Annotated in this window: 25 protein-coding genes; 11 read left to right on the top strand and 14 right to left on the bottom strand. The window is 71.9% G+C overall.

What is annotated here, in order from left to right; translation table 11 throughout:
- Positions 1-57 precede the first annotated feature (57 nt).
- Positions 58-1,377 carry an MFS transporter gene (locus ELY19_RS09785; protein ID WP_126196027.1) on the bottom strand — a complete coding sequence of 440 codons (1,320 nt, stop codon included), beginning with the start codon at positions 1,375-1,377 and terminating at the stop codon, positions 58-60.
- Positions 1,378-1,456: 79 nt separating this feature from the next.
- Here ELY19_RS09785 and nhaA point away from each other — a divergent pair, with 79 nt between their 5' ends.
- The 3 genes from nhaA (at position 1,457) to ELY19_RS09770 (ending at position 4,268) form a co-directional block, all read left to right on the top strand.
- Positions 1,457-2,671, top strand: coding sequence for a Na+/H+ antiporter NhaA (gene nhaA / locus ELY19_RS09780; RefSeq protein ID WP_126196026.1), 1,215 nt, complete (start codon positions 1,457-1,459; stop codon positions 2,669-2,671).
- Between the two features lie 97 nt (positions 2,672-2,768).
- Positions 2,769-3,278 carry a phage holin family protein gene (locus tag ELY19_RS09775; protein WP_126196025.1) on the top strand — a complete coding sequence of 170 codons (510 nt, stop codon included), beginning with the start codon at positions 2,769-2,771 and terminating at the stop codon, positions 3,276-3,278.
- Between the two features lie 24 nt (positions 3,279-3,302).
- On the top strand, positions 3,303-4,268 hold the full coding sequence (locus ELY19_RS09770) for an alpha/beta fold hydrolase (protein ID WP_126196024.1): 966 nt from the start codon (positions 3,303-3,305) through the stop codon (positions 4,266-4,268).
- 54 nt (positions 4,269-4,322) lie between these two features.
- On the opposite strand, the gene ELY19_RS09765 is transcribed toward ELY19_RS09770, so the two are convergent.
- Genes ELY19_RS09765 through nth form a run of 4 tightly spaced genes read right to left on the bottom strand, consistent with a single transcriptional unit; the run spans position 4,323 to position 7,688 of the window.
- Positions 4,323-5,522 (bottom strand): MarP family serine protease, encoded by a 1,200-nt coding sequence (locus tag ELY19_RS09765; RefSeq protein ID WP_126196023.1) that lies wholly within the window; start codon positions 5,520-5,522, stop codon positions 4,323-4,325.
- A complete protein-coding gene (locus ELY19_RS09760; protein ID WP_126196022.1) occupies positions 5,519-6,229 on the bottom strand; it encodes an NUDIX hydrolase in 711 nt (236 codons plus the stop codon). The genes ELY19_RS09765 and ELY19_RS09760 overlap by 4 nt, the downstream gene beginning before the upstream one ends.
- Positions 6,226-6,921, bottom strand: coding sequence for a TlpA family protein disulfide reductase (locus ELY19_RS09755; RefSeq protein ID WP_126196021.1), 696 nt, complete (start codon positions 6,919-6,921; stop codon positions 6,226-6,228). Before ELY19_RS09755 ends, ELY19_RS09760 begins: the two co-directional genes overlap by 4 nt.
- On the bottom strand, positions 6,918-7,688 hold the full coding sequence (nth, locus tag ELY19_RS09750; RefSeq protein WP_126196020.1) for an endonuclease III: 771 nt from the start codon (positions 7,686-7,688) through the stop codon (positions 6,918-6,920). Before nth ends, ELY19_RS09755 begins: the two co-directional genes overlap by 4 nt.
- Positions 7,689-7,763: 75 nt before the next feature.
- Here nth and ELY19_RS09745 point away from each other — a divergent pair, with 75 nt between their 5' ends.
- Together ELY19_RS09745 and ELY19_RS09740 are read left to right on the top strand one after the other, a co-directional pair.
- A complete protein-coding gene (locus ELY19_RS09745) occupies positions 7,764-7,979 on the top strand; it encodes a hypothetical protein (RefSeq protein WP_068626517.1) in 216 nt (71 codons plus the stop codon).
- A 187-nt stretch (positions 7,980-8,166) separates the two neighbouring features.
- Positions 8,167-8,841, top strand: a complete 675-nt coding sequence (locus tag ELY19_RS09740) for a Crp/Fnr family transcriptional regulator (RefSeq protein ID WP_126196019.1) — start codon at positions 8,167-8,169, stop codon at positions 8,839-8,841.
- A 102-nt stretch (positions 8,842-8,943) separates the two neighbouring features.
- Here the strand turns inward: ELY19_RS09740 and ELY19_RS09735 are convergent, their stop codons facing one another.
- The 4 genes from ELY19_RS09735 to sp36 are packed head-to-tail and all read right to left on the bottom strand — an operon-like array spanning position 8,944 to position 11,560.
- On the bottom strand, positions 8,944-10,110 hold the full coding sequence (locus ELY19_RS09735) for a PrpF domain-containing protein (protein ID WP_126196018.1): 1,167 nt from the start codon (positions 10,108-10,110) through the stop codon (positions 8,944-8,946).
- Positions 10,111-10,119: 9 nt separating this feature from the next.
- Positions 10,120-10,938: an MBL fold metallo-hydrolase gene (locus ELY19_RS09730; RefSeq protein ID WP_126196017.1), complete on the bottom strand. Its 819-nt coding sequence runs from the start codon at positions 10,936-10,938 to the stop codon at positions 10,120-10,122.
- Positions 10,935-11,399 carry a RidA family protein gene (locus tag ELY19_RS09725; RefSeq protein ID WP_126196016.1) on the bottom strand — a complete coding sequence of 155 codons (465 nt, stop codon included), beginning with the start codon at positions 11,397-11,399 and terminating at the stop codon, positions 10,935-10,937. Before ELY19_RS09725 ends, ELY19_RS09730 begins: the two co-directional genes overlap by 4 nt.
- Complete coding sequence (gene sp36 / locus ELY19_RS09720; RefSeq protein WP_126196015.1) at positions 11,396-11,560, bottom strand: Sp36 family protein; 165 nt, start codon at positions 11,558-11,560, stop codon at positions 11,396-11,398. The genes ELY19_RS09725 and sp36 overlap by 4 nt, the downstream gene beginning before the upstream one ends.
- 139 nt (positions 11,561-11,699) lie before the next feature.
- On the opposite strand from sp36, the gene bagA reads away from it, so the two are divergent.
- Both bagA and bagB read left to right on the top strand, forming a co-directional pair.
- Entirely contained in the window at positions 11,700-12,740 is a 1,041-nt protein-coding gene (gene bagA, locus ELY19_RS09715) for an ATPase BagA (protein ID WP_374101505.1), read from the top strand.
- Positions 12,737-13,837, top strand: coding sequence for an ArsA family ATPase (gene bagB, locus ELY19_RS09710; RefSeq protein ID WP_126196014.1), 1,101 nt, complete (start codon positions 12,737-12,739; stop codon positions 13,835-13,837). The genes bagA and bagB overlap by 4 nt, the downstream gene beginning before the upstream one ends.
- A 179-nt stretch (positions 13,838-14,016) precedes the next feature.
- On the opposite strand, the gene ELY19_RS09705 is transcribed toward bagB, so the two are convergent.
- Positions 14,017-14,331, bottom strand: a complete 315-nt coding sequence (locus tag ELY19_RS09705; protein WP_126196013.1) for a WhiB family transcriptional regulator — start codon at positions 14,329-14,331, stop codon at positions 14,017-14,019.
- A 246-nt stretch (positions 14,332-14,577) separates the two neighbouring features.
- Here ELY19_RS09705 and ELY19_RS09700 point away from each other — a divergent pair, with 246 nt between their 5' ends.
- Complete coding sequence (locus ELY19_RS09700; protein ID WP_126196012.1) at positions 14,578-17,103, top strand: penicillin-binding protein; 2,526 nt, start codon at positions 14,578-14,580, stop codon at positions 17,101-17,103.
- Between the two features lie 2 nt (positions 17,104-17,105).
- On the top strand, positions 17,106-17,906 hold the full coding sequence (locus ELY19_RS09695; RefSeq protein WP_126196011.1) for a hypothetical protein: 801 nt from the start codon (positions 17,106-17,108) through the stop codon (positions 17,904-17,906).
- On the opposite strand, the gene ELY19_RS09690 is transcribed toward ELY19_RS09695, so the two are convergent.
- Positions 17,907-19,556: an acyl-CoA dehydrogenase family protein gene (locus ELY19_RS09690; protein ID WP_164711573.1), complete on the bottom strand. Its 1,650-nt coding sequence runs from the start codon at positions 19,554-19,556 to the stop codon at positions 17,907-17,909.
- A gap of 188 nt (positions 19,557-19,744) precedes the next feature.
- Between ELY19_RS09690 and ELY19_RS09685 the strand changes: the two genes are divergently transcribed.
- The gene (locus ELY19_RS09685; RefSeq protein WP_126196010.1) at positions 19,745-20,464 is read left to right on the top strand and encodes a PaaX family transcriptional regulator; all 720 of its coding nucleotides are present in this window, start codon (positions 19,745-19,747) and stop codon (positions 20,462-20,464) included.
- On the opposite strand, the gene ELY19_RS09680 is transcribed toward ELY19_RS09685, so the two are convergent.
- The 3 genes from ELY19_RS09680 to ELY19_RS09670 all read right to left on the bottom strand — a co-directional run bounded on the left by ELY19_RS09680 (position 20,465) and on the right by ELY19_RS09670 (position 22,383).
- Complete coding sequence (locus ELY19_RS09680) at positions 20,465-20,695, bottom strand: hypothetical protein (protein WP_126196009.1); 231 nt, start codon at positions 20,693-20,695, stop codon at positions 20,465-20,467.
- Between the two features lie 132 nt (positions 20,696-20,827).
- Positions 20,828-21,595, bottom strand: a complete 768-nt coding sequence (locus ELY19_RS09675) for a crotonase/enoyl-CoA hydratase family protein (protein ID WP_126196008.1) — start codon at positions 21,593-21,595, stop codon at positions 20,828-20,830.
- Positions 21,592-22,383 (bottom strand): acyl-CoA thioesterase domain-containing protein, encoded by a 792-nt coding sequence (locus ELY19_RS09670; RefSeq protein WP_126196007.1) that lies wholly within the window; start codon positions 22,381-22,383, stop codon positions 21,592-21,594. The genes ELY19_RS09675 and ELY19_RS09670 overlap by 4 nt, the downstream gene beginning before the upstream one ends.
- A 90-nt stretch (positions 22,384-22,473) precedes the next feature.
- Between ELY19_RS09670 and ELY19_RS09665 the strand changes: the two genes are divergently transcribed.
- Positions 22,474-23,082 (top strand): class I SAM-dependent methyltransferase, encoded by a 609-nt coding sequence (locus tag ELY19_RS09665; RefSeq protein WP_126196006.1) that lies wholly within the window; start codon positions 22,474-22,476, stop codon positions 23,080-23,082.
- Positions 23,083-23,097 lie beyond the last annotated feature (15 nt).

Genomic DNA, 23,097 nt, shown 5'->3' with positions numbered 1-23,097 from the left:
ATGGCCGTGCGAGCGAGGCGGATCGAGTGCTTCCGCCGGGCCCGCGAACGGTGCCGGTCAGACCTCGTCGAGCGCCACGTCGCGGGTCTCGTGCATCACGAGGAGCGCGACGAGGGTCGCGCCGCCGGCGAGCGCGAGGTAGACGCCCACCCAGCCGACGCCGTAGTCGCTCACCAGCCAGGTGGCGATGAACGGCGCGATGGCGGCGCCGAGGATCGACGCGAAGTTGTACGAGATGCCGCTGCCCGTGTAGCGGACGTTGGTGGCGAACAGCTCCGGCAGAACGGCACTCATCGGCCCGAAGGTCATGCCCATGAGCGTGAGGCCCGCGATGAGGACGGCGAGCATCGTGCCCTGCGTGGTCGTCGACGGGTCGAGGATCCAGTGGAACGACAGGCCGTAGGCGATGATCGCGAGCGTCACCACGATCAGCACCTTGCGGCGGCCGATGCGATCGGCGAAGTAGCCGGAGACCGCGACGAACGCGGCGAAGAACAGCACCGCGATGAGCTGCATCTGGAGGAAGTCGATGTACGAGATGCCGAGCTTGACGCCCGACTTGTCGACCACCTTGCCGGTGCCGTAGGACACGATCCACGTGGTCACGAGGTAGAACAGCGTGTACGTGGCGACCATGACGAAGGTGCCGATGATCAGCGGCCGCCACGCGGTGCGCAGCACCTCACCCAGCGGCGCCTTGACCTTCTTCCCCTCCTCGACGGCCTTCGCGAACACCGGGGTCTCGGTGAGCTTGAGACGGACGTACAGGCCGACGATCACCATGACCGCGGAGGCGAGGAAGGGGATGCGCCAGCCCCATGTCATGAACGCGTGGTTCGCGCCCGACGTCTTCGAGTCGAAGTCCATCAGCTGCATGATCACGAGGAAGGTGCCGTTGGCGAGGAAGAAGCCGAAGGGCGCGCCCAGCTGCGGCCACATGGCCGCCCAGGCGCGCTTGCCCGGCGCGGCGGTCTCGGTCGCCAGCAGGGCGGCGCCCGACCACTCGCCACCCAGGCCGAGCCCCTGCGCGAAGCGCATCACGGCGAGGAGCGCCGGCGCCCAGTACCCCACCTGGTCGAACGTGGGGAGCACGCCGATGAGGAAGGTCGCGATGCCCATCGTGAGCAGTGAGCCCACCAGCGTCGCCTTGCGCCCGACGCGGTCGCCGAAGTGGCCGAACAGGATCGACCCCAGGGGCCGCGCCGCGAAGGCCAGGCCGAAGGTCGCGAACGAGGCGAGCAGCGCCGCGGTGTCGTCGCCCTTCGGGAAGAACAGGGTGGGGAAGACCAGCACTGCCGCGGTCGCGTAGATGTAGAAGTCGAAGAACTCGATGGTGGTGCCCACCATGGAGGCGACGACGATTCGCCTGCGATTCATTGCGCAGAGATTACGCGGGGCACCGGCGACCACCTGCGGTGACCCGGGTCACCGTCGGCACGTGCGGTACCGTCGACGAATGAACGACGCACCGCCCCGCTTCCGGGCCTCACGGGCGTTGATCCGCTTCCTGCGCACCGAGACCGTCGGCGGCACAGCCCTTCTCATCGCGGCGGCGATCGCACTCCTGTGGGCCAATTCCCCATGGTCCGAGAGCTACGCCCACCTCGCCGAGATCACGGTGGGCAGCGACGACTGGACGATCTTCGGCCACTCCCTCCACCTGCGGCTCTCGCTCGCGGACTGGGCCAAGGACGGCCTGCTCGCGATCTTCTTCTTCGTCGCCGGCCTGGAGCTCAAGCGTGAGTTGGTGGTCGGCGAGCTGTCGACGGTGCGCGGCGCCGCCCTGCCGGTGCTGTGCGCGGTCGGCGGCGTCGTCGTGCCCGCCGTCATCGCCTTCGGCATCGCCCGCGACAACCCGTACATCGAGAGTGCGTGGGCCATCCCCATCGCCACCGACATCGCCTTCGCGCTGGGCATCCTCTCGCTCATCGGATCGCGGCTGCCGTCGGGCGCGCGGGTCTTCCTGCTCGGGCTCGCCGTGGTCGACGACCTCATCGCGATCGCCGTGATCGCAGTGCTCTTCGCCGGCGATCTCAAGATCGGCTGGCTGGCCGTCGCGGCCGCCGGCTGCGCGCTCTACTGGTTCGGCCAGCACCGTCGGATCACCACGCCCCTCTACTACGTACCGATCGCGATCGTGGTGTGGGTGGCCATGCTGCAGTCCGGCGTGCACGCGACGATCGCCGGCGTCATGCTGGGCCTGCTCACCCGGGTCAAGCCGGACCCGGGCGAGCAGGAGTCGCCCGCCGAGCGGCTCGAGCACCGGATCCAGCCGATCTCGGCCCTGGTGTGCGTGCCGATCTTCGCGTTCTTCGCCTCCGGCGTCGCCGTCAACGGCGAGGTCTTCCGGGAGCTGTTCACCGACGAGCTGGCCCTGGGCATCATGATCGGCCTGTTCTTCGGCAAGATCATCGGCATCTCCGGGGCCAGCGTGGTCGCGGTCAAGCTGCGGCTCGCCGAGCGTCCCGAGGGCCTCGACAACCGGGACATCCTGGCGCTCAGCGTGCTCGGCGCGATCGGCTTCACCGTCAGCCTGCTGGTGGCCGAGCTCGCGCTACCCGAGGGCGAGGCCGATCTCGCGAAGGCCGCGGTGCTGCTCACCTCGGTCGCGGCGTCCGTGATCGGCGCGCTGTTGCTGCTGCGGCGCGGGAGGGCGCACCAGGCCGCGTAACGGGCCCCGTGCGGCCGAAGAGGTCGACACGTCGTGGTCGCGCGGACACGCGGGGGTGACCTCTGGCACGATGACTACCAACTAGAGGAGGACCACAGTGAGCTTGGACAGCACACCCACCGGCGGGACCCCGCGGACGCTCTCGGCGATCCCGCTCACCGATCCCAACGTGACCGCCTCGGGCGATCCCACGATCGGCAGCCTGGTGCGGGACGCATCGGCGCAGGTCTCGTCGCTGGTCCGCGCCGAGGTCGAGCTGGCCAAGGCCGAGACCATGCGGGACGTCAAGAAGGCCGCCACGGGCTCCGCGTTCTTCGCCGTCGCGGGCGTCGTCGCCCTGTACTCGTCGTTCTTCTTCTTCTTCTTCCTCACCTGGCTGCTCAACGTGTGGCTGCCGATGTGGGCCGCGTCCCTCATCGTCTTCGTCCTCATGCTGCTCGTGGCCGGGATCGCGGCGTTCCTCGGCTACCTCAAGGTCAAGCGCATCAAGGGCCCGCAGAAGACCATCGCCTCGCTCAAGGAGTCGCAGTCGATGCTCAAGAGCGAGGCCGCCCCGGCCGCCCTCCGGAAGCCGTCGGACGCACCGTCGACCGTCGAGCGACGCTGACGGCACGACCCCGAGGCACCACCGGTGACCAGTCCCGATCCGTCGAGCGTCCGGTTCCCCGGCCCGTGGGAGCACCTCGACGTGCGCGCCAACGGCATCCGGCTGCACGCCGTCGAGTACCGGCCGGAGGGCAGCGATCCCGATCCGGACCGGCGGCTCGTGGTGCTGCTGCACGGCTTCGGCGGCTTCTGGTGGAGCTGGCGGCACCTCCTGCCGCAGCTGCACGACGCGGGCTACCGGGCCGTCGCATTCGATCTGCGCGGCTACGGCGACAGTGACAAGCCGCCGCGCGGCTACGACGGCTGGACCCTCTCCGGCGACGTCGCGGGACTCGTCCGCGCGCTCGGCCACACCTCGGCGGCCGTCGTCGGACACGGCGAGGGCGGGCTCGGCTGCTGGGCGGCGGCCACCCTGCACCCGCGGGTGGTCTCCGCGATCGCGGTCATCTCCTCCCCGCACCCGATCGCCCTCAAACGTTCTGCACTGCGCAACAAGGAGCAACGCTCGGCGATGCTGGGCCCCATCACTTTCGCGCAGCTCCCCCGCGTCGCCGAGGACCGCCTCACGCGCGACGACGGCGCCGAGATCGGGGCCGTGTACGCCGCGCGCAGCGGCGCTACGTGGCGGCGCACCGCGGACTACGCCGAGGCACTCCCCCGCTACCGCAGCGCCATCCAGATCCCCGGCACCGCGCACAGCGCCCTCGAGTACGCCCGCTGGGCCTGGCGCAGCCAGTTCCGCCCCGACGGCGCGCGATTCCTCAGCAGCATGAACCAGCGGCTGCACATCCCGGTACTCGCCTTCCGCGGCGACGTGGACCCCTACGTGCTGCCGCAGCCCGTCTACTCCAGCCACGACTGGGCCACCGACTACCGCGTCCGGGTCGTCGAGAACGCCGGACACTACGCGCACGAGGAGGCGCCCGGCACCGTCGGGCCGCAGCTCGTGGACTTCCTCGCGAGCCTGCCGGGCCCCCGGCTGCTGCCCTGAGTCGCCGGCGCCCGACGGTGCCGCGCGGACGGGCCGGCGGGGCGCGGTATCGGGTCAGCGGTTGACGCAGGCCCCCGTCGAGACGCCCGCCGTGGCGGTGGTCCCCGCCTGCAGCGCGGGCTCGACCTGCTTGGCGGTGAGCGCGAAGGCGGTGTCGGCGTCGTCGACGGCCACGCCGAAGATCACGCCGACCACGTTGCCGTCCCGGTCGAAGACGGGGCCGCCCGAGTTGCCGGGGCGGACCTGCCCGCGGAGCAGGTAGACGTCGCGCCGCACCTGCGCGTCCCGGTAGATGTTGCGGCCCTCGAGGGTCTGCTGGCTCCGCACCCGTGACGAGGAGAGGGTGAGCGGGCCACCGCCCGGGTAGCCGAGCACGAAGCCGGGGTCACCGGGCTTGGCGCCGTTGAAGACGATGCGGAGCGGCTTTGCCTGCAGGCCGGGCACGTTCAGCACGGCGACGTCGGTCTGCGCGTCGAAGTAGACGACCTGCGCGCTGTACTTCTTGGTGCCGTCGACGGTGACCTGCACGCTCCGGGTGCCGGCGACGACGTGCGCGTTGGTGACCACCCGGCCGGGCGTCGCGACGAAGCCGGAGCCCTCCAGCGCGCGGCTGCACGACGGGGCCTGGCCGTCGATGCGGACGACGGAGGAGCGGACGCGCTGCACCGCGGGGTCCGTGAAGTCGACGCGATCGGGGGTCTCGACGCTCACGACCGGGGTGTTGACGAACGGGCCCAGCGCCTGCGGCAGCCCGGAGTCGTCGATGATCGCGGAGAACTTCTGGGGCAGGCCGTCGGCGCCGACGACCTTCGCGAACTCGTTGACCGCTCCCAGCACAGCGGAGCCGTTGACGGACCGGGACACCTGCGGCGCCGCGGCCGACGTCAGCGGGATCGCGACCAGCCATGCGGCCACCAGCAGAGCCCCGACCTGCACCACGGCGCCCACACCGGAGTCGACGGTGCGCAGGCCGGTGCTGCGGATCGAGCTGCGCACCGCACGCCCGAGCACCATGCCGGAGAGCTCACCGATGATGACGAGCCCGGCCAGCAGGCCGACGCCGAGGAGCAGGCGGCCCTTCGCGTCGTCGACCGAACCGAGGACGTGCGGAGCCAGCAGGACGCCGGCGGCGGCGCCGAGCACGACGCCGATGAACGCGAGCACGGAGGCGGCCGCGCCCTGCCGGTAGCCGGAGATCGCGGCGAGGATCATCAGGACGACGACGATCACGTCGACCCAGGTCGAACCGGTCATCGAGCGCTCTCCTGCCAGGTCTGGGCGCGGGCGGCCGCGGCGCGCACCTCGTCGGTGAGGGGCCGCACGTCGTGGGTGTCCCAGGGCTGCTCCCAGCCCGCGGCGCCGATCAGGGCGTTCACCAGGCCGCCGGTGAAGCCCCACACGAGCATCGGTCCCGCGGCGAAGGCGGGGCCGCGGTAGAAGGACTTGCGCACCATGAACCGGTGCGCGGGGTCGATGAGCTCCGCCAGCGGCACGCGCCGGACCAACGCGGTCTCGGCGGGATCGACGGCGCGGACCTCGGACGGCCGGGCCGCGTAGCCGATCACCGGGACCACGCGGAAGCCCGAGACGGGGACCTCGATCGGATCCAGCTCGGCCACCACCTCGACGGATTCGGGGTCGAGCCCGGTCTCCTCCCAGGCCTCGCGGAGCGCGACGGCCACGTCGTCGGCGTCCTCGGGGTCGCGGGCGCCTCCGGGGAAGGCGACCTGGCCCGCGTGCTGCCGCATGGCCGAGGCGCGCTGCGTGAGCAGCACCGTGGCGTCGGCGGGAGGCGTCGGGCCCGTGGCTGCGGGATCACCGTCGAACAGGATGAGGACCGACGCCCGGCGCGGGTTGCGGACCCGCTGCAGCGCGGCGACCGCCCCGCCGCGCTGCTCGATCTCGCTCGCCACGTCGCCGAGGTTGCCGAGCAGCGGATCCAGCCACCGCGGCGCGCTCACAGGGTCACCCCGAGCTCGGACCGCAGCAGGGCGGCCACGTCGTCGACGGAGGTGAAGGGTTGCGCGTGCACACCGGCCACAGTGCCATCGGCACGCAACAGAACGGTCACGGGGTAGGCGCGCGGCGCGCCGAGGGCGGTGGCGACCACGCCCTGCGGGTCCTGCACGGTCGGGAGCGCGACCTTGAGCTCGGCCAGCAGGTCCAGCCCGGCGACGGCGTTGGGATCGGCGTGGACGCCGAGCACCGTGAGCCGGTCGCCGGCGCGGGCCGCGACGTCGGCGAGCACCGGCAACTCCACCCGGCACGGGCCGCACCACCAGGCCCAGATGTTGAGCAGGACGGGCCGGCTCCCCGCAGCGGCCAGGTCGACGGGGGCGCCGTCCCCGAGGCAGGTCAGGGCCGTGCCGGCGAGCGCCGACGCTCCGATCCCCGCGGGGCAGGGCGGCAGGGCGGCCTTCGCCCGCGACGCCGCCAGCTGGCCGGGACTCGCGCTGGTCGACGGCGCCGCCGCCGGCGTCGTGGGGGATGCGGGACCGTCGTTCCCGCGGGGCCAGATCGCCACGGCGAGCGCGACGGCGACGATCGCGCAGACGATGAGCCAGCGCACGCCGGCGGGCACGCGGCTGCGTTCGCCGGGCAACAGGGGTGCGGGCTCCCGTGCCGGATCGGGGGTGCGGTCGGGGTCGGTCACCGGGCGGCTCCGGGCCGGGTCCGGCGCCGCCGGGGCGGCGGCGGGGCGATCTCGAGCAGATGGTCGCGCTCGGGGCCCTTGACCAGGTCCGCGGCCTCGGCGGGGTCGACGGGGCCGGTACCGAACGCGGGGCAGTCCTTGGCGAGCACGCAGACGCCGCACGCGGGCTTGCGGGCGTGGCAGACGCGCCGGCCGTGGAAGATCACCCGGTGGCTGAGCAGGGTCCACTCCGTGCGCGGGATGAGCTCGCCGACGGCGTGCTCGATCTTCACCGGATCGCTCTCCTCGGTCCACTCCCAGCGGTGCACGAGCCGCGAGAAGTGCGTGTCGACGGTGATGCCGGGGACGTCGAAGGCGTTGCCGAGGATCACGTTGGCGGTCTTGCGGCCGAAGCCGGGCAGTGTCACCAGTTCCTTCATGGTGCGCGGCACCTCGCCGTCGAACCGGTCCACGAGTGCCTGGCCCAGCCCCATGATCGACGTGGCCTTGTTGCGGTAGAAGCCCGTCGACCGGATGTACTCCTCGAGCTCGGCGCGGTTCGCGCCGGCGTAGTCGGCGGCCGTACGGTACCGGGCGAACAACGCCGGTGTGACTTGATTCACGCGCACGTCGGTGCACTGCGCGGAGAGGATCGTGGCGACCGACAGTTCCAGCGGATCGGTGAAGTCGAGTTCGCAGTACACGTGGGGGAACGCGGTGGCGAGTGTCCGATTCATCCGCCGGGCACGGCGCACCAGTCCGAGGTGGGTCTCCGGCTCCGGGGGCATGGGAACCGATTCTAACGACGGTGCCGTGGCTGCTTCGTTGCCGTATCGAGACCTTGGATGTGTTTACTGTCCGGCATGCAAGGATTGCTCGGGTTGCTGTTCCCGGTGGTGCTGATGCTGTTCGCGTTGGCCATGGAACGTATCGAGACGCGCGTGACGGCCGAGCCCGTCGCGCCCCCCGCCACCGGCGACGACGAGGCGCCCGACGTCGAGACTCTGGCGCGGATCGGCCTCCCCAAGGCCGTCGACAGCCTCGACCTCGACGGGGGCGCCGAGCGCCGCGCGAGCTGACCCGTCACCTGCGCCGTACCGTCGCCAAGCGGAACGCCGCCGTGCCCTTCGCCATGTGAACGGGTAACCTTTCCAGTAGTCGTCTGTGCGATTTCCCACATCTGCACGGAACGCTGCATAAACTCACACTTCAGGTCGCGGCGATCTCCGCCTGCGACGGATCGTCGATCAAGGAACGAGGTACCCCGTGGACGAGGTCCTGGCGCGGGCCGGCATTTTTCAGGGTGTCGAGCCGGGCGCTGTCGATACGCTCACCAAGGATCTGCACGAGGTCGACTACCCCCGTGGGCACGTCATCTTCAACGAGGGCGAGCCCGGCGACCGGCTGTACATCATCCTGTCCGGCAAGGTGAAGCTCGGCCGCCGCTCCCCGGACGGCCGCGAGAACCTGCTGTCGGTGATGGGCCCGTCGGACATGTTCGGTGAGATGTCGATCTTCGACCCGGGCCCCCGCACGTCGAGCGCCACCTGCATCACCGAGGTCCGCGCGATGACGATGGACCGCGAGGCCCTGCGCGCGTGGATCCGCGACCGGCCCGAGATCGCGGAGCAGCTGCTGCGCGTGTTGGCGCGCCGCCTCCGGCGCACCAACAACAACCTGGCCGACCTCATCTTCACCGACGTCCCCGGCCGCGTCGCCAAGCAGCTGCTGCAGCTCGCGCAGCGCTTCGGCACGCACGAGAACGGCGCACTGCGGGTGACGCACGACCTCACGCAGGAGGAGATCGCGCAGCTCGTGGGCGCGTCCCGCGAGACCGTGAACAAGGCCCTGGCCGACTTCGCGCACCGCGGCTGGCTCCGCCTCGAGGGCAAGTCCGTCGTCATCACGGACAGCGAGCGCCTCGCGCGCCGCGCCCGCTGACACCACGCGGCACCGGCGACTGCAAGATCTCTCGCAGCGTTCTGCGGGATCGGCCGGCGGCGACATCGCAGAACGCTCCGCACGATGTGCGGCTGCCCGGCGTCAGAAGCGCGGAACAGCGACCTGACCGCGCATGAGCGGACGCGCCGTGCGCAGGAGTGACGCGCTCTCGGCGTGCGGTCCGCTCGGGGTCGCGGTCACGACGGCACGCGCGGTGACCACACCCGACGGGGTGCCGATCCGCAGATCCGCTCCGCCAGCGGGCCGCGGCCCATCCGGGCCGGGTGCGCCGGGACCGCCCACCGCATCCGCGACCAGCGAACCGGGCAGGCGCGCGGCGACGGCGACCGCGAGGGCGGCGGTGCCGGGGATCGCACGGTGCGTCTGCCCCATCGAGATCGTCCGGACGACCACGTCGACTTCCGCGGCGGGCACCTCCGCGCCGTCGATGGTGGACATCGCCCGCGGCGGCGCGACGATCGCGATCTTGGGCACGGCGAGCGCTGCCGCCTCGGGCCGCTCCGCGAGTCCCATCGCGACGGCCCCCGCGCGCCGCAGGCCGTCCAGCAGCGCCTGCAGACCGGTGTCCGCGTCGAGCTCACCGGGTGTCTCGGCGCCGGTCACGCGCAGGTCGGCCGCCGCGACGACGACCATCGGTATCGCGGCGTCGACAAGGGTCGCCGGGTACTCGCGTCCGTCGACGCGCAGAACCGAGCGGGCGGCACCGTCGGGCAGCAGCGTTCCGGTGCGCGCCCCTCCGGGCGCGAGGTACTCGAGTTCGATCGGAGCGCCGGTCCCGGCGACACCGGGGATCGCGAGTGGGCCCTCCGTGGCGGCGACGCCGCCGGTCACCGCCAGCCGCACCCGGATCTGCTTGCCGGTGTTGGTGTTGCTCACGACGACGGCGCGGTCGCCGTCGTCGAGGGCGAGCAACCCCGCGCCGAGGGCGAACGGCACCACGGCCGCCGACAGGTTCCCGCAGTTCCCCGAGTAGTCCATCACGGCGTCGCGGATCGCGGCCTGCCCGAACGTGTACTCCAGCCCGACCCCGGGCTCGCCGGATTCCCGCACGACGACGACCTTCGACAGCGAGGACAGCCCGCCGCCCATGCCGTCGAGCTGGCGCCCGAACGGGTCGGGCGAACCGAGCGCGCGGAGGAACAGCCGGTCACGCTCGGGTCCGGCCGGGGGCAGGTCGGTCTCCCGGAAGAACAGCCCCTTGCTGGTGCCGCCCCGCAGGAACGTCGCGTCGATCCATTGCAGCGGCACGGCCGGTCCTCAGCCGTGATCGGCGAGGTACTGCAACTGGACCTTCACGGACTGCCGCGCCGCGGGCCAGGCCTTCTTGTCCACGTCGCGGTAGACGTGCTTGACGATCTTCATGGGCTTGGCATCGGCGGCGCTCAGCCCGAGGTCGTCGAGCGCGTCGCGGACCTGCTGCAGCCGGTCCTGCCGGTGCGCGGTGTACGCCGCGACGACGGGGCCCGCGTCGGGCAGGTCGGGGCCGTGCCCGGGGAGGAGGACGCGGCCGGGGGCGACCGCCGCGAGCGCGTCCAGGGAACCGAGGTAGTCGGCGAGCGTACCGTCGCTGGCGTCGAGCACCGTGGTGCCGCGGCCGAGGATCGTGTCGCCCGAGACGAGCGCGCCGGGCTCGCCCTCGGCACCGTCGACCAGGAAGCTCAGTGAGTCGGCGGTGTGGCCCGGGGTGTGCAACACCTCGATCCGCAGTCCGGCGACCTCGATCACCTCGCCGCCGGCGAGCGGCGTCGCGGTGTTGAGGCAGTAGGTCGGGGAGAAGGCGCGGATGGGGCTGCGGGTGAGCTCCTCCCAGCGCTTGAGTCCGCCGGTGTGGTCGGCGTGCCGGTGCGTCACCAGGGTCAGCGCGACGGTGCCCGCGGCCTTCGCGACGCGCTTGAGGTGCTTCTTCTCCCCCTTGGGGCCGGGGTCGACCACGACGGCCTCCTCGCGCCCCGGGGCCCGCAGGATCCAGGTGTTGGTGCCCTCGAGCGTCATCACCGACGGGTTGTCGCAGAGCAGCACCGCCGCGTAGGGCGTGACCTGCCGCAGCTTCCCCGGCGCCGGGTGCGCGAGCGTCATACCTGGACCGTGAGCTCGACCTCGACGGGCGCGCCGAGCGGCAGCTCCGCGACGCCGACGGCGGACCGGACGTGCACGCCCGCGTCGCCGAACACCTCGCCGAGCAGCAGCGACGCGCCGTTGAGCACCTGCGCCTGGTTGGAGAATCCCGGCGCGGAGGCCACGTAGCCGGTGACCTTGACGATGCGCTTGACCGAGTCGATGCCGACGAGGGCGTGGATCGCCGCGAGTGCGTTCAGCGCGCACTGCCGGGCCGCGAACGTCGCGTCGTCGAGGTGGACGATGCCCTCGCGGTTCTCGCTCACCTTGCCCTGCGCCACCAGCTCGCCGTCGCGCATGGGCAGCTGGCCGGACGTGTAGACGAAGTCGCCGACCTGCGTGGCCGGGACGTACGCGGCCAGCGGCGGGACGACCTCGGGCAGCACGATGCCCAGCTCGGCGAGGCGCTCGGAGGCGGTCACGACGTCGCCCGCTTCATGTACGCGACGTGCTGCTCGCCCGTGGGGCCGGGGAGCACGGTGACGAGCTCCCAGCCGTCCGAGCCCCAGGTGTCGAGGATCTGCTTGGTGGCGTGCGTCAGCAGCGGGATGGTGGCGTACTCCCAGGTGGTCTTGTCGCTCATGGCATCACCCTATCCACCGCGGGCGCGCCGCGACAGGCGCGATCCCTACGCCGGCGCAGAACGTGTTCTCGGTCGCATTGCCGGGGAAGGTTCACGTTAACGGCCCGGCCGTGCACGGACGTATGGATATGCTCCGGACGTGGTGGTGAGTGAGGCGGACCCCGGCGGGGTCGCGCAGGACGCGGCGACGGCCTGGCCCGAGGGGCTCCGGGAGTCGCGACTGCACTTCGTATCGGGCAAGGGCGGCACCGGCAAGTCGACGGTGGCCGCGGCGCTCGCGCTGGCCCTCGCCTCCGGCGGCAAGAAGGTCCTGCTCATCGAGGTGGAGGGTCGTGGCGGCATCGCCCCGACCTTCGAGATCGACCGGCTGCCCCCGACGGAGACGAAGATCGCGACGGCCGACGGCGGCGGGGCGGTGCACGCGCTGCCGATGGACGTGGAGGCGACGTTCCTCGACTACCTCAAGACCAACTACGGCATGGGCCTGGCGGCGCGGGCGCTCAAGTCGATCGGCGCGATCGAATTCGCGACGACGCTGGCGCCCGGCCTCAAGGACATCCTGATCACCGGCAAGATCATGGAGTGCACCCAGCGTCGCGCGAGCGACGGTCGCTACGCCTACGACGCGATCGTGGTCGACGCCCCGCCGACGGGCCGCATCGGGAAGTTCCTCGACGTCACGCGGGCGATGAAGGAGATCGCGAAGGCCGGGCCGATCGCGGGCCAGGCCGACCGGGTGGTGCGCCTGCTGCACTCCCCCGACACCGTCGTGCACCTGGTGACGCTGCTCGAATCCCTCCCGCTCCAGGAGACGGCCGAGGCCGCGAAGGAGCTGCGTGCCCTCGACCTCAGGGTGGGCGCGGTGATCGTCAACCGGTCGCTGCCGCAGCTCCTGTCCGACGCGGAGCTGGACGCGGCCGCCGACGGGACGATCGACGGGCCCGCCGTCCGGGCGGCGCTCGACGGTGCCGGCCTCCCGCTGTCCGACGCGGATCTGGCGGGCCTGCTCACCGAGACCATCCAGTTCGCGCGCACGGTCCGCGGGCAGGACGAGGCCCGGGACGATCTGGAGGCGATCGACGCCCCGGGGCGGCTCGAGCTGCCGCTGCTCACGGGCGGCGTCGACCTGGGCGGCGTGTACGAGCTGTCCGGGGCACTGATCGAGGCGGGGGTCCGATGATCGACCTGAAGCTGGGCCCGCAGCTGCTGGACCCCGGCACCCGCGTGGTGGTGTGCTGCGGCAGCGGCGGCGTGGGCAAGACCACGACGGCCGCGGCGATGGCACTGTGGGCCGCGGAGCACGGGCGGCGCGTGGTGGTGTTGACGATCGACCCCGCGCGGCGGCTCGCGCAGGCGCTGGGCGTCGCGGACCTGACGAACGAGCCGCAGGAGGTCTCGGTCCCGGGCGGTGGCTCGCTGCACGCGATGATGCTCGACATGAAGCGGACGTTCGACGAGATGGTCACGTCCAACGCGGATCCCGCTCGTGCGCAGGAGATCCTGGCGAACCCCTTCTACCAGACGGTGGCCTCGTCGTTCTCCGGCACGCAGGAGTACATGGCGATGGAGAAGCTGGGCCAGCTCACGGCCGACGACCGCTGGGACCTCGTGGTGGTCGACACGCCGCCGTCGCGCAACGCCCTCGACTTCCTCGATGCGCCGAAGCGCTTCGGTTCCATGCTCGACTCGCGGCTGATGCGGCTCATCGCCGGCCCGACGCGCGGCTTCGGCCGCATGGTCTCGGGCGGGATGGGCCTGGCGCTCAAGCTGGTCTCCACCATCGTCGGCAGCCAGATGCTCTCCGACGCTTCGGGATTCGTGGCTCAGATGGACTCGCTGATCGGCGGGTTCCAGGAGCGGGCCAACCAGACCTACGCCCTGCTGGCGCGACCGAGCACGCGTTTCGTGGTGGTCGCCTCCCCCGAGGAGGACACCCTGCGCGAGGCCACGTACTTCGTGGAGCGGCTGGCCGGCGAGTCGATGCCGCTGGCCGGCCTCATCGTCAATCGCACCCACCCGGGACTCGCCGCGATCGGCGCGGAGCAGGCCCGGGAGGCCGCGGGCCGCCTGGGACCCGACGGTGCCGAGCGCACCGCGGAGGAACTGCTCCGGGTGCACGCGTGGCGCGCGGAGATCGCGGCGCGCGAGGTGCAGGTGCTCGGCACGTTCGTCGCCCGCTGCCCGACGGTGCCGGTGGTCGGCGTGCCCTCGCTCCCGTTCGAGGTGGCGAACCTCGAGGCGCTGCAGGCGGTCGCCGAGCAGATCGTCGGCTCCTAGCCCCACCGGGACCGAGTTCCGGTTCGGGCCGACCCCGGGTCGGGTCGAGCTCCGGGTCGGGGCGAGACCCGGGCGGGCCCAGAACGGCCCGCCCAAACATGTAGCTGGACAAACGAAAGGGCCTCGCACCGTCGGACGGTACGAGGCCCTGGGCACTCCCGGACGGGAGCCGGGGAACGTCAGCCCGCGGCGACGCGCTTGCGCTCGCGCTGGGCTTCGAAGAAGGCGCGCCAGCTGGTGACCTCGGGATGCTGGCGGAGGAGGGCGCGGCGCTGCCGCTCGGTCATGCCGCCCCACACGCCGAACTCGACGCGGCTGTCGAGCGCGTCGGCGCCGCACTCGAGCTGGACGGGGCAGTGGCGGCAGATGGTCGCGACCTTGCGCTGGGCGGCTCCGCGGACGAACAGCTCGTCGGGATCGACGTCACGACACTTGGCCTTGGAAACCCAAACCAGGCGATCCTCGTCGTCGACCAGAACGCGTGCACTTGTCATCTGACTCCCCTTTCGCGTGGTGCGGCCCGGCCCCGGTGGCAGCCCATCCCGGCGGGTGTGCGGGGGGCCGATCGAGGTGCTCGCCACATCGTCTGCAATAGTGTTACCTGAATCACACGGCGGAAACAAGTCGAGGGCCGAGGTAAGTCGAACAGTGGTCCAAGAAATCCAGCACGCCCGTACCGATCGCCTGGTCGGCGCGTCGGGAACCGGGTCCGGGACGGGTCGGCACGTATCCTGGTGACCGTGTCGAAACCCGGAGTGATCGCGAAGCTGGCCGGCTGCGTCCTGCTGGCCGGACTGCTGGTCGCCGGCGTCCTGTTCCCCTACGTCGGCGGGCTGGGCCTGATCTCCAACCGCGCCGCGGACACCGTCGACAACATCAGCTCCGAGCTGCTGGAGGGCCAGGTCCCGGAGGTCACGACGGTCACCGACACGACCGGCGCCCCCATGGCCTACCTCTACGACCAGCGCCGGGTGCAGGTCCCCTTCGACCAGATCTCGCCCAACATGGTGCGCGCGATCATCTCGATCGAGGACAAGCGCTTCATGGAGCACGACGGCGTGGACTACCAGGGCACCGTGCGCGCCTTCCTCAAGAACCAGTCCGCGGGCGAGGTGCAGCAGGGCGCGTCCACGCTGGATCAGCAGTACATCAAGAACTACCAGTTGCTCGTGCTCGCGAAGTCCGACGCCGACCGCCGGGCCGCGGTCGAGACCACCCCGGCCCGCAAGCTCCGCGAGGTCCGGATGGCGCTCACGCTCGAGCGCACTCTCACCGAGCGCGCGAAGGACGAGCACGGCGTGGACGACGCCCGCGCGAAGGTCATCGCCAAGGAGCAGATCCTGGCCCGCTACCTCAACCTGGTGCCCTTCGGCAACGGCGCCTACGGCATCGAGGTGGCCGCGCAGACCTACTTCGGCAAGCGCGCCTCGCAGCTGAACATCCAGGAGTCGGCGATGCTCGCCGGGATGGTGCAGTCCAGTTCGTCGCTCAATCCGTACGCCAATCCGCAGGGCGTGCTCGCCCGCCGCAACACGGTGCTGGACACGCTCGTGGCGAACTTCCCGGACAAGGCCGCGGAGTACGAGGCCGCGAAGCGGACCCCCCTCGGCGTGCTCCCGCGCCCCAACACGCTGCCCGGCGGCTGCATCTCGGCGGTCGCGAACCGCGGCTACTTCTGCGACTACGTCCTGCAGTACCTCTCCGAGGCGGGAATCCCCAAGGAGACCGTGATGCGCGGCGGGTACACGATCCGCACCACGCTGGATCCGCGGGTTCAGGACTCGGTGCAGGCCGCGCTCAACGGCACGGCCAGCCCCACCCTGTCGAACGTCGCGCAGGTCATGAACGTCATCAAGCCCGGCGAGAACTCGCACGACATCGTCGCGATGAACTCCTCGCGCGTGTACGGGCTGGACGTGGCGAAGCGGGAGACCGTCCAGCCCGAGCCCTTCGCCCAGGTCGGCGACGGCGCCGGATCCACCTTCAAGATCTTCACGGTCGCCGCGGCGATGGAGAAGGGCATGGGCCTCGACACCAACGTGACGGTCCCGTCGACGGTGCAGGTCAAGGGCATGGGCCACGGCGGATACGCGGGCTGTCCGTCGGACTCCTACTGCGTGAAGAACGCGGGCCCGTACCCGTACTCGATGTCGCTGACGCAGGCGCTCGCCACCTCGCCGAACACCCCGTTCGTCAAGCTCATCGAGCAGGTCGGCGTGACCCCCGTGGTCGACATGGCCGTGCGGCTCGGCCTGCGCTCCTACACCCAGCCCGGCAGTTCCGGCTTCGGCAACGACAGCCTCGCCGACATGTTCAAGAAGCAGAACCTCGCGTCGTTCACTCTGGGCCCGACCGCGGTGAGCGCGCTCGAGCTGACCAACGTGGCCGCGACGCTCGCCTCCGGCGGCGTGTGGTGCCCGGCGAACCCGATCCAGTCGATCACGCAGCCCAAGCGCAACAGTGACGGCATCCAGACGGTGGGCGCCGACGGCAAACCGGAGACCACGCCGGTGCCCTACAAGTCGGAGAAGTGCGAGCAGGTCATCGACAAGGGCCTCGCGAACACCCTCGCGAACGCGCTGAGCGCGGACGACCGCGGCGCGGGCACCTCGGCGGGCGCGGCCTCACGCGCGGGCTGGACGCTGCCGCTGTCGGGCAAGACGGGGACCACCGAGACCTTCCGCTCCTCGGCGTTCCTCGCGTACACCAACCAGTACGCGGGTGCCAGCTACGTCTACAACGACGGCAACTCCCCCGGTCCCATCTGCACCAGCCCCCTGCGACCGTGCGGCGACGGCAACGTGTACGGCGGCAACGAGCCGGCCACGGCGTGGTACACCGCGCTCAAGCCGGTGTCGACGATCTACGGTCCGGTGTCCCTGCCGCCCGTGGACCCGAAGTACAAGGACGGCTTCGGTCCCGGCAAGATCCCCAACGTCATCGGGCTCAACCAGTCCGCGGCCGAGTCCCGCGTCGAGGCGGCCGGGTTCAAGACCACGGTCGCCTGGGTGAACAACTCGGCGGCGAAGGGCACCGTCGTCTCGACGTCGCCCTCGGGCTTCACCCAGCCGGGGTCGACGATCACGCTGAACCTGTCGAACGGCATCGCCCCGGCACCGTCGAACCCGTCCACGCCGGGCGTGCAGACGGGGCCGGGCGGCACCACCATCACGATCCCGGGCTTCGGGCAGTTCACCATCCCCGGCGCGGGCGGCCAGGGCGGCGGCCCGGTGGAGACCCCGGCGCCGGAGCCCCCGGGGAACTGACCGTGCGCGGCCGCAGGTGCGCCGTCGCCGCCCTGATCGCGGGAACGACGGTGACCTCCGCGGCGTGCCGGGATCCGTCCCCGGCCCCCGCACCGTCGGCGAGCGCGACCGTCGCGTCCGCGGCGTCGTCGGTGGCGACACCGTCGTCCGCGGGTTCGGCACGGGACTACGGCCCCGTCGGCCCGACGGCAACGGCGGCCCACGGGTACGTCCCCGGGCTGGTCCGCAGTACCGGTTCCGACGGTGCTGCCGTCTACGACGTTCCGGTGCCGACGATCGCGGGCGGGTCGGCGGCGGTCGTCGAGCGTTTCACCGAGTCGATGCGCGCGTCGCTGGCGGACCGGATCGGCAGGCTCCGCACCGCCGACCGGAGCGTCACCGTCAGGTTCGGACAGCTCGCCGACGGCGAGGGCTCGCGCGTGAGCCGCATCGGCGCGGGGGCCGTGGCCGGGATCCTGCTCACGAACTTCTACCAACAAGGCGCCGCGCACCCGAACAACCAGATCGGCACCGTCGTGATCGATACCGCGACGGCGCAGCCGATCCTGCTCTCCCAGCTCCTGCCCGGCCCGGCGGCGGTCGAACGGGTGGAGGAGCTGATCCGGCAGCAGGGCACCGACTCGACGCCGAACCCGTTCCTCAACGGGTCGACGGCGCTGGCGAATTGGCTGCCGACGGCGACGGGGATCACGTTCTACGTCCCGGTCGCCCACGCGGCGGGCGACTTCTGGCCGTTCGCGCTGTCCTGGGCGGATCTGGAGGGCATCCTTCCCGCCGACGTCGCCGCGGCCCTGCGCCGCTGATCAGCCGAGCTTCGGGGTGACCCGATCCAGGATCGCGGCGGTGTCGACGCCGTGCGGGAGGGTGCCGAAGACGTCGCCGCGGTCGCCGGCGAGGCGGGTGCGGGTGTAGGCGTCCGCGACGGCGGGGTGGCCGTAGCGCACGAGCAGCGAGCCCTGCAGCGCGGCTGCCATGTCACCGACGAGCCGGCGGGCGCCGAACTGCATCGCGACCTGATCGGTGAGGTCGAGCGCACCGAACGCGCCCTTGAGTTTCGCGACCGCCTCGTCGTACACGGCGTCGGCACCGGCCGCGGCGTCGAGCTCGTCGAAGAAGGCCGCGACGGTCTGCGGTTCCCGGGCCATCGCGCGCAGCACGTCGAGGGCGGCCACGTTGCCGGACCCCTCCCACACCGAGAGCAGGGGCGCCTCGCGGTACAGGCGCGGTAGCCGCGAGTCCTCGATGTACCCGTTGCCGCCCAGGCACTCCAGCGCCTCGGCGGCGTGGATCGGGCCGCGCTTGCACACGTGGTACTTGGTGACGGCCAGCGCGATCCGGCGCAGCGCGGAGGCGTCCTCGTCGCCGGCGACGGACCGGTCGGTGAGGCTCGCGAGCCACAGGCCGGCGGTGGTGGCGCCCTCCGCCTCGACGGCGAGGTCGGCCAGCACGTTGCGCATGAGTGGCTGGTCGATGAGGTCGGCGCCGAAGGCCTTGCGGTGCGCGGCGTGGTGCGCGGCCTGCGCGAGGCCGGCCCGCATGCCGGTGGCGGTGCCGAGCACGCAGTCGAGACGGGTCATGTTGACCATCTCGACGATGGTGCGCACGCCGCGTCCCTCATCGCCCACGAGCCATCCGACGGTGCCGTCGTACTCGACCTCGCTGCTGGCGTTGGAGTGGTTGCCCAGCTTGTCCTTGAGGCGCTGCAGGGCGAAGACGTTGCGCGTCCCGTCGGGCAGCACGCGCGGGATGAAGAAGCACGAGACGCCCGATTCGGTCTGCGCGAGCGTGAGGAAGAGGTCCGACATGGGCGCGGAGGTGAACCACTTGTGGCCCGTGATGCGGTACGTCCCATCGGATTGCGGGATCGCTCGGGTGGTGTTGGCACGGACGTCGGAGCCGCCCTGCTTCTCCGTCATCGACATGCCGGCGATGAGGCCGCGCTTGCTCAGCGGGGCCCGCAGGCCGAAGTCGTACTGCTTCGCGGTGAGCAGCGGCTCGTACTGCGCCGCGAGCTCGGCGTTGGCGCGCAGCGCGGGCACCACCGCGTAGGTCATGGAGATCGGGCAGCCGTGCCCGGCGTCGACGTGGCCCCACACGCTGAACTTCGCGGCGCGCACCAGGTGGGCGTTGGGGTCGGTCTCGGCCCAGGGCGCCGCGTGCAGGCCGTGCTCGACGGAGACCTTCATGAGCTGGTGATAGGCGGGGTCGTAGACCACCTCGTCGATGCGGTGGCCGTATCGGTCGTGGGTCTTGAGGACGGGCGGGTGCGCCTCGGCGAGATCGCCCCATTCCAGAGCCTCGGCCGTGCCGCCGAGCGCGCCGAGCGTGTGGATCGCGTCCATGTGCGCGGCGTCGACGTGGGCGCGCCGCAGCGCGTCGTCGATCATCGGGGTCTCGGCCGTGTTGAAACCCAGCAGTGGCGGCACCTGGTTGGTCACTTCGTGGGTGGGCACGCCTGCTCCTTCGTTCGACGGTGCGCGGCCCGCTCGGGCCGTTCTCCTCAGTGTTGCATATCAGTGACAGTCGCACCAGATATGCAATGAACGTGTGCGCGTCGGGCCCGCACAGTTCCGCGGTGCCACCCTGTCCCGCCCCGCCGCTCACCCGGGCGATCACACCACCGCGGTGTAGCGTCGAGCCGATGTCCACGCCCCTCACCACGACGGTCTCCGCACGCTCGGCCGTGCTGAGCCTGCTACTGGGCGCGCACCCACCGGAGCTGGAGGGGCGCGAGATCGTGGCGGCGATGCGCCTGTTCGGCGTCTCCGAGTCCACGACGCGCGCGGCGATGTCGCGGATGGTGTCCGCGGGCGACCTGGTCCGCGACGGCGGACGCTACGCCCTGTCGGATCGCCTCGCGCGACGCCAGGCGCGCACGGACTCCCCCGCGACACTCCCCTGGGACGGGGCCTGGGAGACCGCGATCGTCACGACGAGCGGGCGCAGCGCGGGCGACCGCGCCGAGCTGCGCACCGAGATGACCCGGCTGCGCCTCGCGGAACTGCGCGAGGGCGTGTGGATGCGGCCCGCGAACCTCGACCGGGCGATCCCGCCGTCGGTCACGCGAGTGACCACGCGCTTCACCGCGCGGCCGGAGGACGACCCCGTCGAGCTGGCGCACACGCTGTGGGACCTGCCGGAGTGGTCCCGGCACGGGCACGCGCTGCTGGACGCCGTCGCGGCTGCCGGCGGGGACGGACGCGCCCGGTTCCTGACGATGGTCTCGGTCGTGCGGCACCTGTACCGGGATCCCCTGCTGCCGAATGAACTCCAGCCGCCGGGGTGGCCGGCTGACGACCTGACCGCGGCCTACGCGGACTTCCGGTCGTGGCTCGCCGCGATGCGGATCGGCCGGGGCTGATCAGGCGAGCGCGTCGACAACCCTGGTGATGCGCGCCTGCAGGCGGCGCAACTGGAGTCCCTGGTCGTCGAGGCGGCGGGCGATCGAGTTGACCGCATCGCACGAGCCGGTCTCGTGCAGGCTGCGAGCGTCGATCTGGAGGTCGTCGCCGGTGCGCCCGATGGACGCGGCGATGACCGTGAGCTGGGCGGTGAGATCGTCGAGTTCGTTCCGAACACTGGCGAGCCCCATGATTGTCCCTCTCTGCACGCCCCCGGGCGGGGCGTTCATCTGCACAGTAGGTGGCGGCTGTGGCCGGTGTGACGAATTGCAGGTGACCGTTGCGTGTCCGTTACCCGACGATTCGTCGTCATCGCAAACCGGTCATTCGTCCTGAAAGGCGCCGTGTCGCCCGGCACCGTCGGAGAACCGGGTGGCGCCGGCGACGGCACCGTCCGCGAGGGAGCCGAGCCCGTACCGGAACTCGATGCCGAGCGCCTCGGCCTCGGGTTCCGTCTCCGCGTCGAGCATCGAGAGCCGGTCGTTGCGCAGGCACGTCTGCGGGAATCCGGCGAGCTGCCGGCCCAGCTCCACGGCGGCGTCCAGCGCCGTTCCGGGTTCGACGACGCGGTTGACCAGGCCGATCCGCTCGGCCTCCGCGGCATCGACGGGCCGCCCGGTGAGGATCAGGTCCATCGCACGGCTCGCCCCGATGAGGCGGGGCAGCCGGACCGTGCCGCCGTCGATGAGCGGCACGCCCCAGCGGCGACAGAAGACGCCCAGGACCGCGTCGGCGGCGGCGACGCGCAGGTCCGCCCAGATCGCGAGTTCGAGGCCGCCGGCCACGGCGTGCCCCTCGATCGCGGCGATGACGGGCTTGCTCAGCCGCATGCGCGAGATTCCCATCGGCGCATCTCCGTCGGGCTCCACACGATTCGGAGTGCCGGCAGCGACCGCCTTGAGATCGGCTCCCGCACAGAAGGTCCCGCCCCTGCCGTGCAGGACGGCGACAGCCGCGTCCGGGTCGGCGTCGAACGCGCGGAAGGCGTCGGCGAGGGCCTCGGCGGTGGCACGGTCGACGGCGTTGCGCACGCCGGGCCGGTCGATCTCGATGACGGTGACCGGTCCCCGCCGGCTGACGACGACGGTCATGACGAGGTGGGTCCGTGGACGGCGGAGCCGGTGGCGACTCCCGTGACGGTGCAGACGCCGAACCGGCCGTCGCGGTCGAACATGCTCGCCGAGGCGATGCTGATGCCGTCGACGATGACGAACTGGTCGGCCTCCAGGCCGATCTCGTCGCCATGGGGCGCCCGGGCGATGGCCATGGAGACGTCGCCGTTGATGGTCTCGACGCCGCCGGTGCCCATGCCGGTCACCAGGTTGGTGCAGTCGGAGACCATCGCGGCGCGGGCGAAGGGCGTCGTCTCCTCCCCGTCGAGGACGCGCCAGCCGCGGGTCCAGACGCGCTTGCGCTCGGCGGTGGCCCACTGTTCCGGGGTGTCCGACGAGACGTAGTCGCCGCTGCCGCCGGCCATCGCCAAGCGCGGTGCCTCGGGCGGCGGAGGGGCGGGTACGTGCGGGTCGGACCAGACGACACCGTCGGGCTGCGGTGCCCGGTGGTAGAAGGTGACGGCGGCGCGGACGACGGTCTTGTCGTTCTGGATGATCTCCGCCTCGGCGACGCGGATGCGGCGGCCCGAGCGGACGAGGCGGGTCCGCACGTCGAGGTGGCCCGAGCGGACCATGCGGAACATGTCGCAGTGCCAGCGCGTCCCGACGAGGCCCTCGCCGAACTCGGTGTCGAGGACCTGCGCGAGCAGGCCCGCGATCGCGGGCCCCGACAGGGTGCCGGGCGCCCAGCGGCCCTCCGCGGCGGGCAGCGAATCGAACCCGCCGCCGCTGCGGGCGAACTGCGCGGGCACTTCCAGGGTGGTCATTGCATTGGGTTTACCAGGCCGCGCGGGGCGCCGCGCACCCGCATCCGCCGGAACGCCACCGCGGCGGCGGGCATGGGGTACTGATGGAGCATGGGCGATTCGTTGTTCGTGAAGATGTGGCCGCGGCTGGTGCGCAACGAGCCGCCGCTGGTCACCGAGCTGCGCCGGCGCAACCTGGCCGGCCTGTCGGGTCGCGTGCTGGAGGTGGGCGCGGGCACCGGAACGAACTTCGCGCTGTATCCGTCCGAGGTGACCTCGGTCGTCGCCCTGGAGCCGGAGGACGCCCTGCGCGCCGAGGCCTCGGCGGCGGCGGACGCGCGCATCGAGGTCCGCCCCGAGCGGCTCGACGAGTACGTCGCCGACGAGCTTTTCGATGCCGTGGTGTTCAGCCTGGTGCTGTGTTCGCTGCCCGATCCCGAGGGCGCGGTACGCCAGGTCCGCGGCTTCCTGCGGCCCGGCGGCGAGCTGCGCTTCCTCGAGCACGTCGCCGCGCGGGGCGGGATGCTGGAGGGGTTGCAGAAGGCGGCGGACGCCACCGTCTGGCCGCGGCTGTTCGGGAACTGCCACGCGCACCGTGACGCCGTCGGGCTGATCAGCGGGGCCGGCTTCGCCGTCACGACCGTCGAGGACCGGATGCTGGCGCCCGCGTGGGTGCCGATCCCGACGTCGCCGCTGGTCCTCGGTCGCGCGCACGCATGACGATCGAGCCGCCGC

The organism is Tsukamurella paurometabola, from assembly GCF_900631615.1.
Lineage (GTDB): Bacteria > Actinomycetota > Actinomycetes > Mycobacteriales > Mycobacteriaceae > Tsukamurella > Tsukamurella paurometabola_A.
This window is presented reverse-complemented; position numbering and strand designations above follow the sequence as displayed.

What these genes read in the sequence shown, in the direction of transcription:
- ELY19_RS09785 (WP_126196027.1), bottom strand. Translation starts at nt 1,377, where the DNA reads ATGAATCGCAGGCGAATCGTCGTCGCCTCCATGGTGGGCACCACCATC.
- nhaA (WP_126196026.1), top strand. Translation starts at nt 1,457, where the DNA reads ATGAACGACGCACCGCCCCGCTTCCGGGCCTCACGGGCGTTGATCCGC.
- ELY19_RS09765 (WP_126196023.1), bottom strand. Translation starts at nt 5,522, where the DNA reads ATGACCGGTTCGACCTGGGTCGACGTGATCGTCGTCGTCCTGATGATC.
- nth (WP_126196020.1), bottom strand. Translation starts at nt 7,688, where the DNA reads ATGCCCCCGGAGCCGGAGACCCACCTCGGACTGGTGCGCCGTGCCCGG.
- ELY19_RS09745 (WP_068626517.1), top strand. Translation starts at nt 7,764, where the DNA reads ATGCAAGGATTGCTCGGGTTGCTGTTCCCGGTGGTGCTGATGCTGTTC.
- ELY19_RS09730 (WP_126196017.1), bottom strand. Translation starts at nt 10,938, where the DNA reads ATGACGCTCGCGCACCCGGCGCCGGGGAAGCTGCGGCAGGTCACGCCC.
- sp36 (WP_126196015.1), bottom strand. Translation starts at nt 11,560, where the DNA reads ATGAGCGACAAGACCACCTGGGAGTACGCCACCATCCCGCTGCTGACG.
- bagB (WP_126196014.1), top strand. Translation starts at nt 12,737, where the DNA reads ATGATCGACCTGAAGCTGGGCCCGCAGCTGCTGGACCCCGGCACCCGC.
- ELY19_RS09705 (WP_126196013.1), bottom strand. Translation starts at nt 14,331, where the DNA reads ATGACAAGTGCACGCGTTCTGGTCGACGACGAGGATCGCCTGGTTTGG.
- ELY19_RS09685 (WP_126196010.1), top strand. Translation starts at nt 19,745, where the DNA reads ATGTCCACGCCCCTCACCACGACGGTCTCCGCACGCTCGGCCGTGCTG.
- ELY19_RS09680 (WP_126196009.1), bottom strand. Translation starts at nt 20,695, where the DNA reads ATGGGGCTCGCCAGTGTTCGGAACGAACTCGACGATCTCACCGCCCAG.
- ELY19_RS09675 (WP_126196008.1), bottom strand. Translation starts at nt 21,595, where the DNA reads ATGACCGTCGTCGTCAGCCGGCGGGGACCGGTCACCGTCATCGAGATC.
- ELY19_RS09670 (WP_126196007.1), bottom strand. Translation starts at nt 22,383, where the DNA reads ATGACCACCCTGGAAGTGCCCGCGCAGTTCGCCCGCAGCGGCGGCGGG.
- ELY19_RS09665 (WP_126196006.1), top strand. Translation starts at nt 22,474, where the DNA reads ATGGGCGATTCGTTGTTCGTGAAGATGTGGCCGCGGCTGGTGCGCAAC.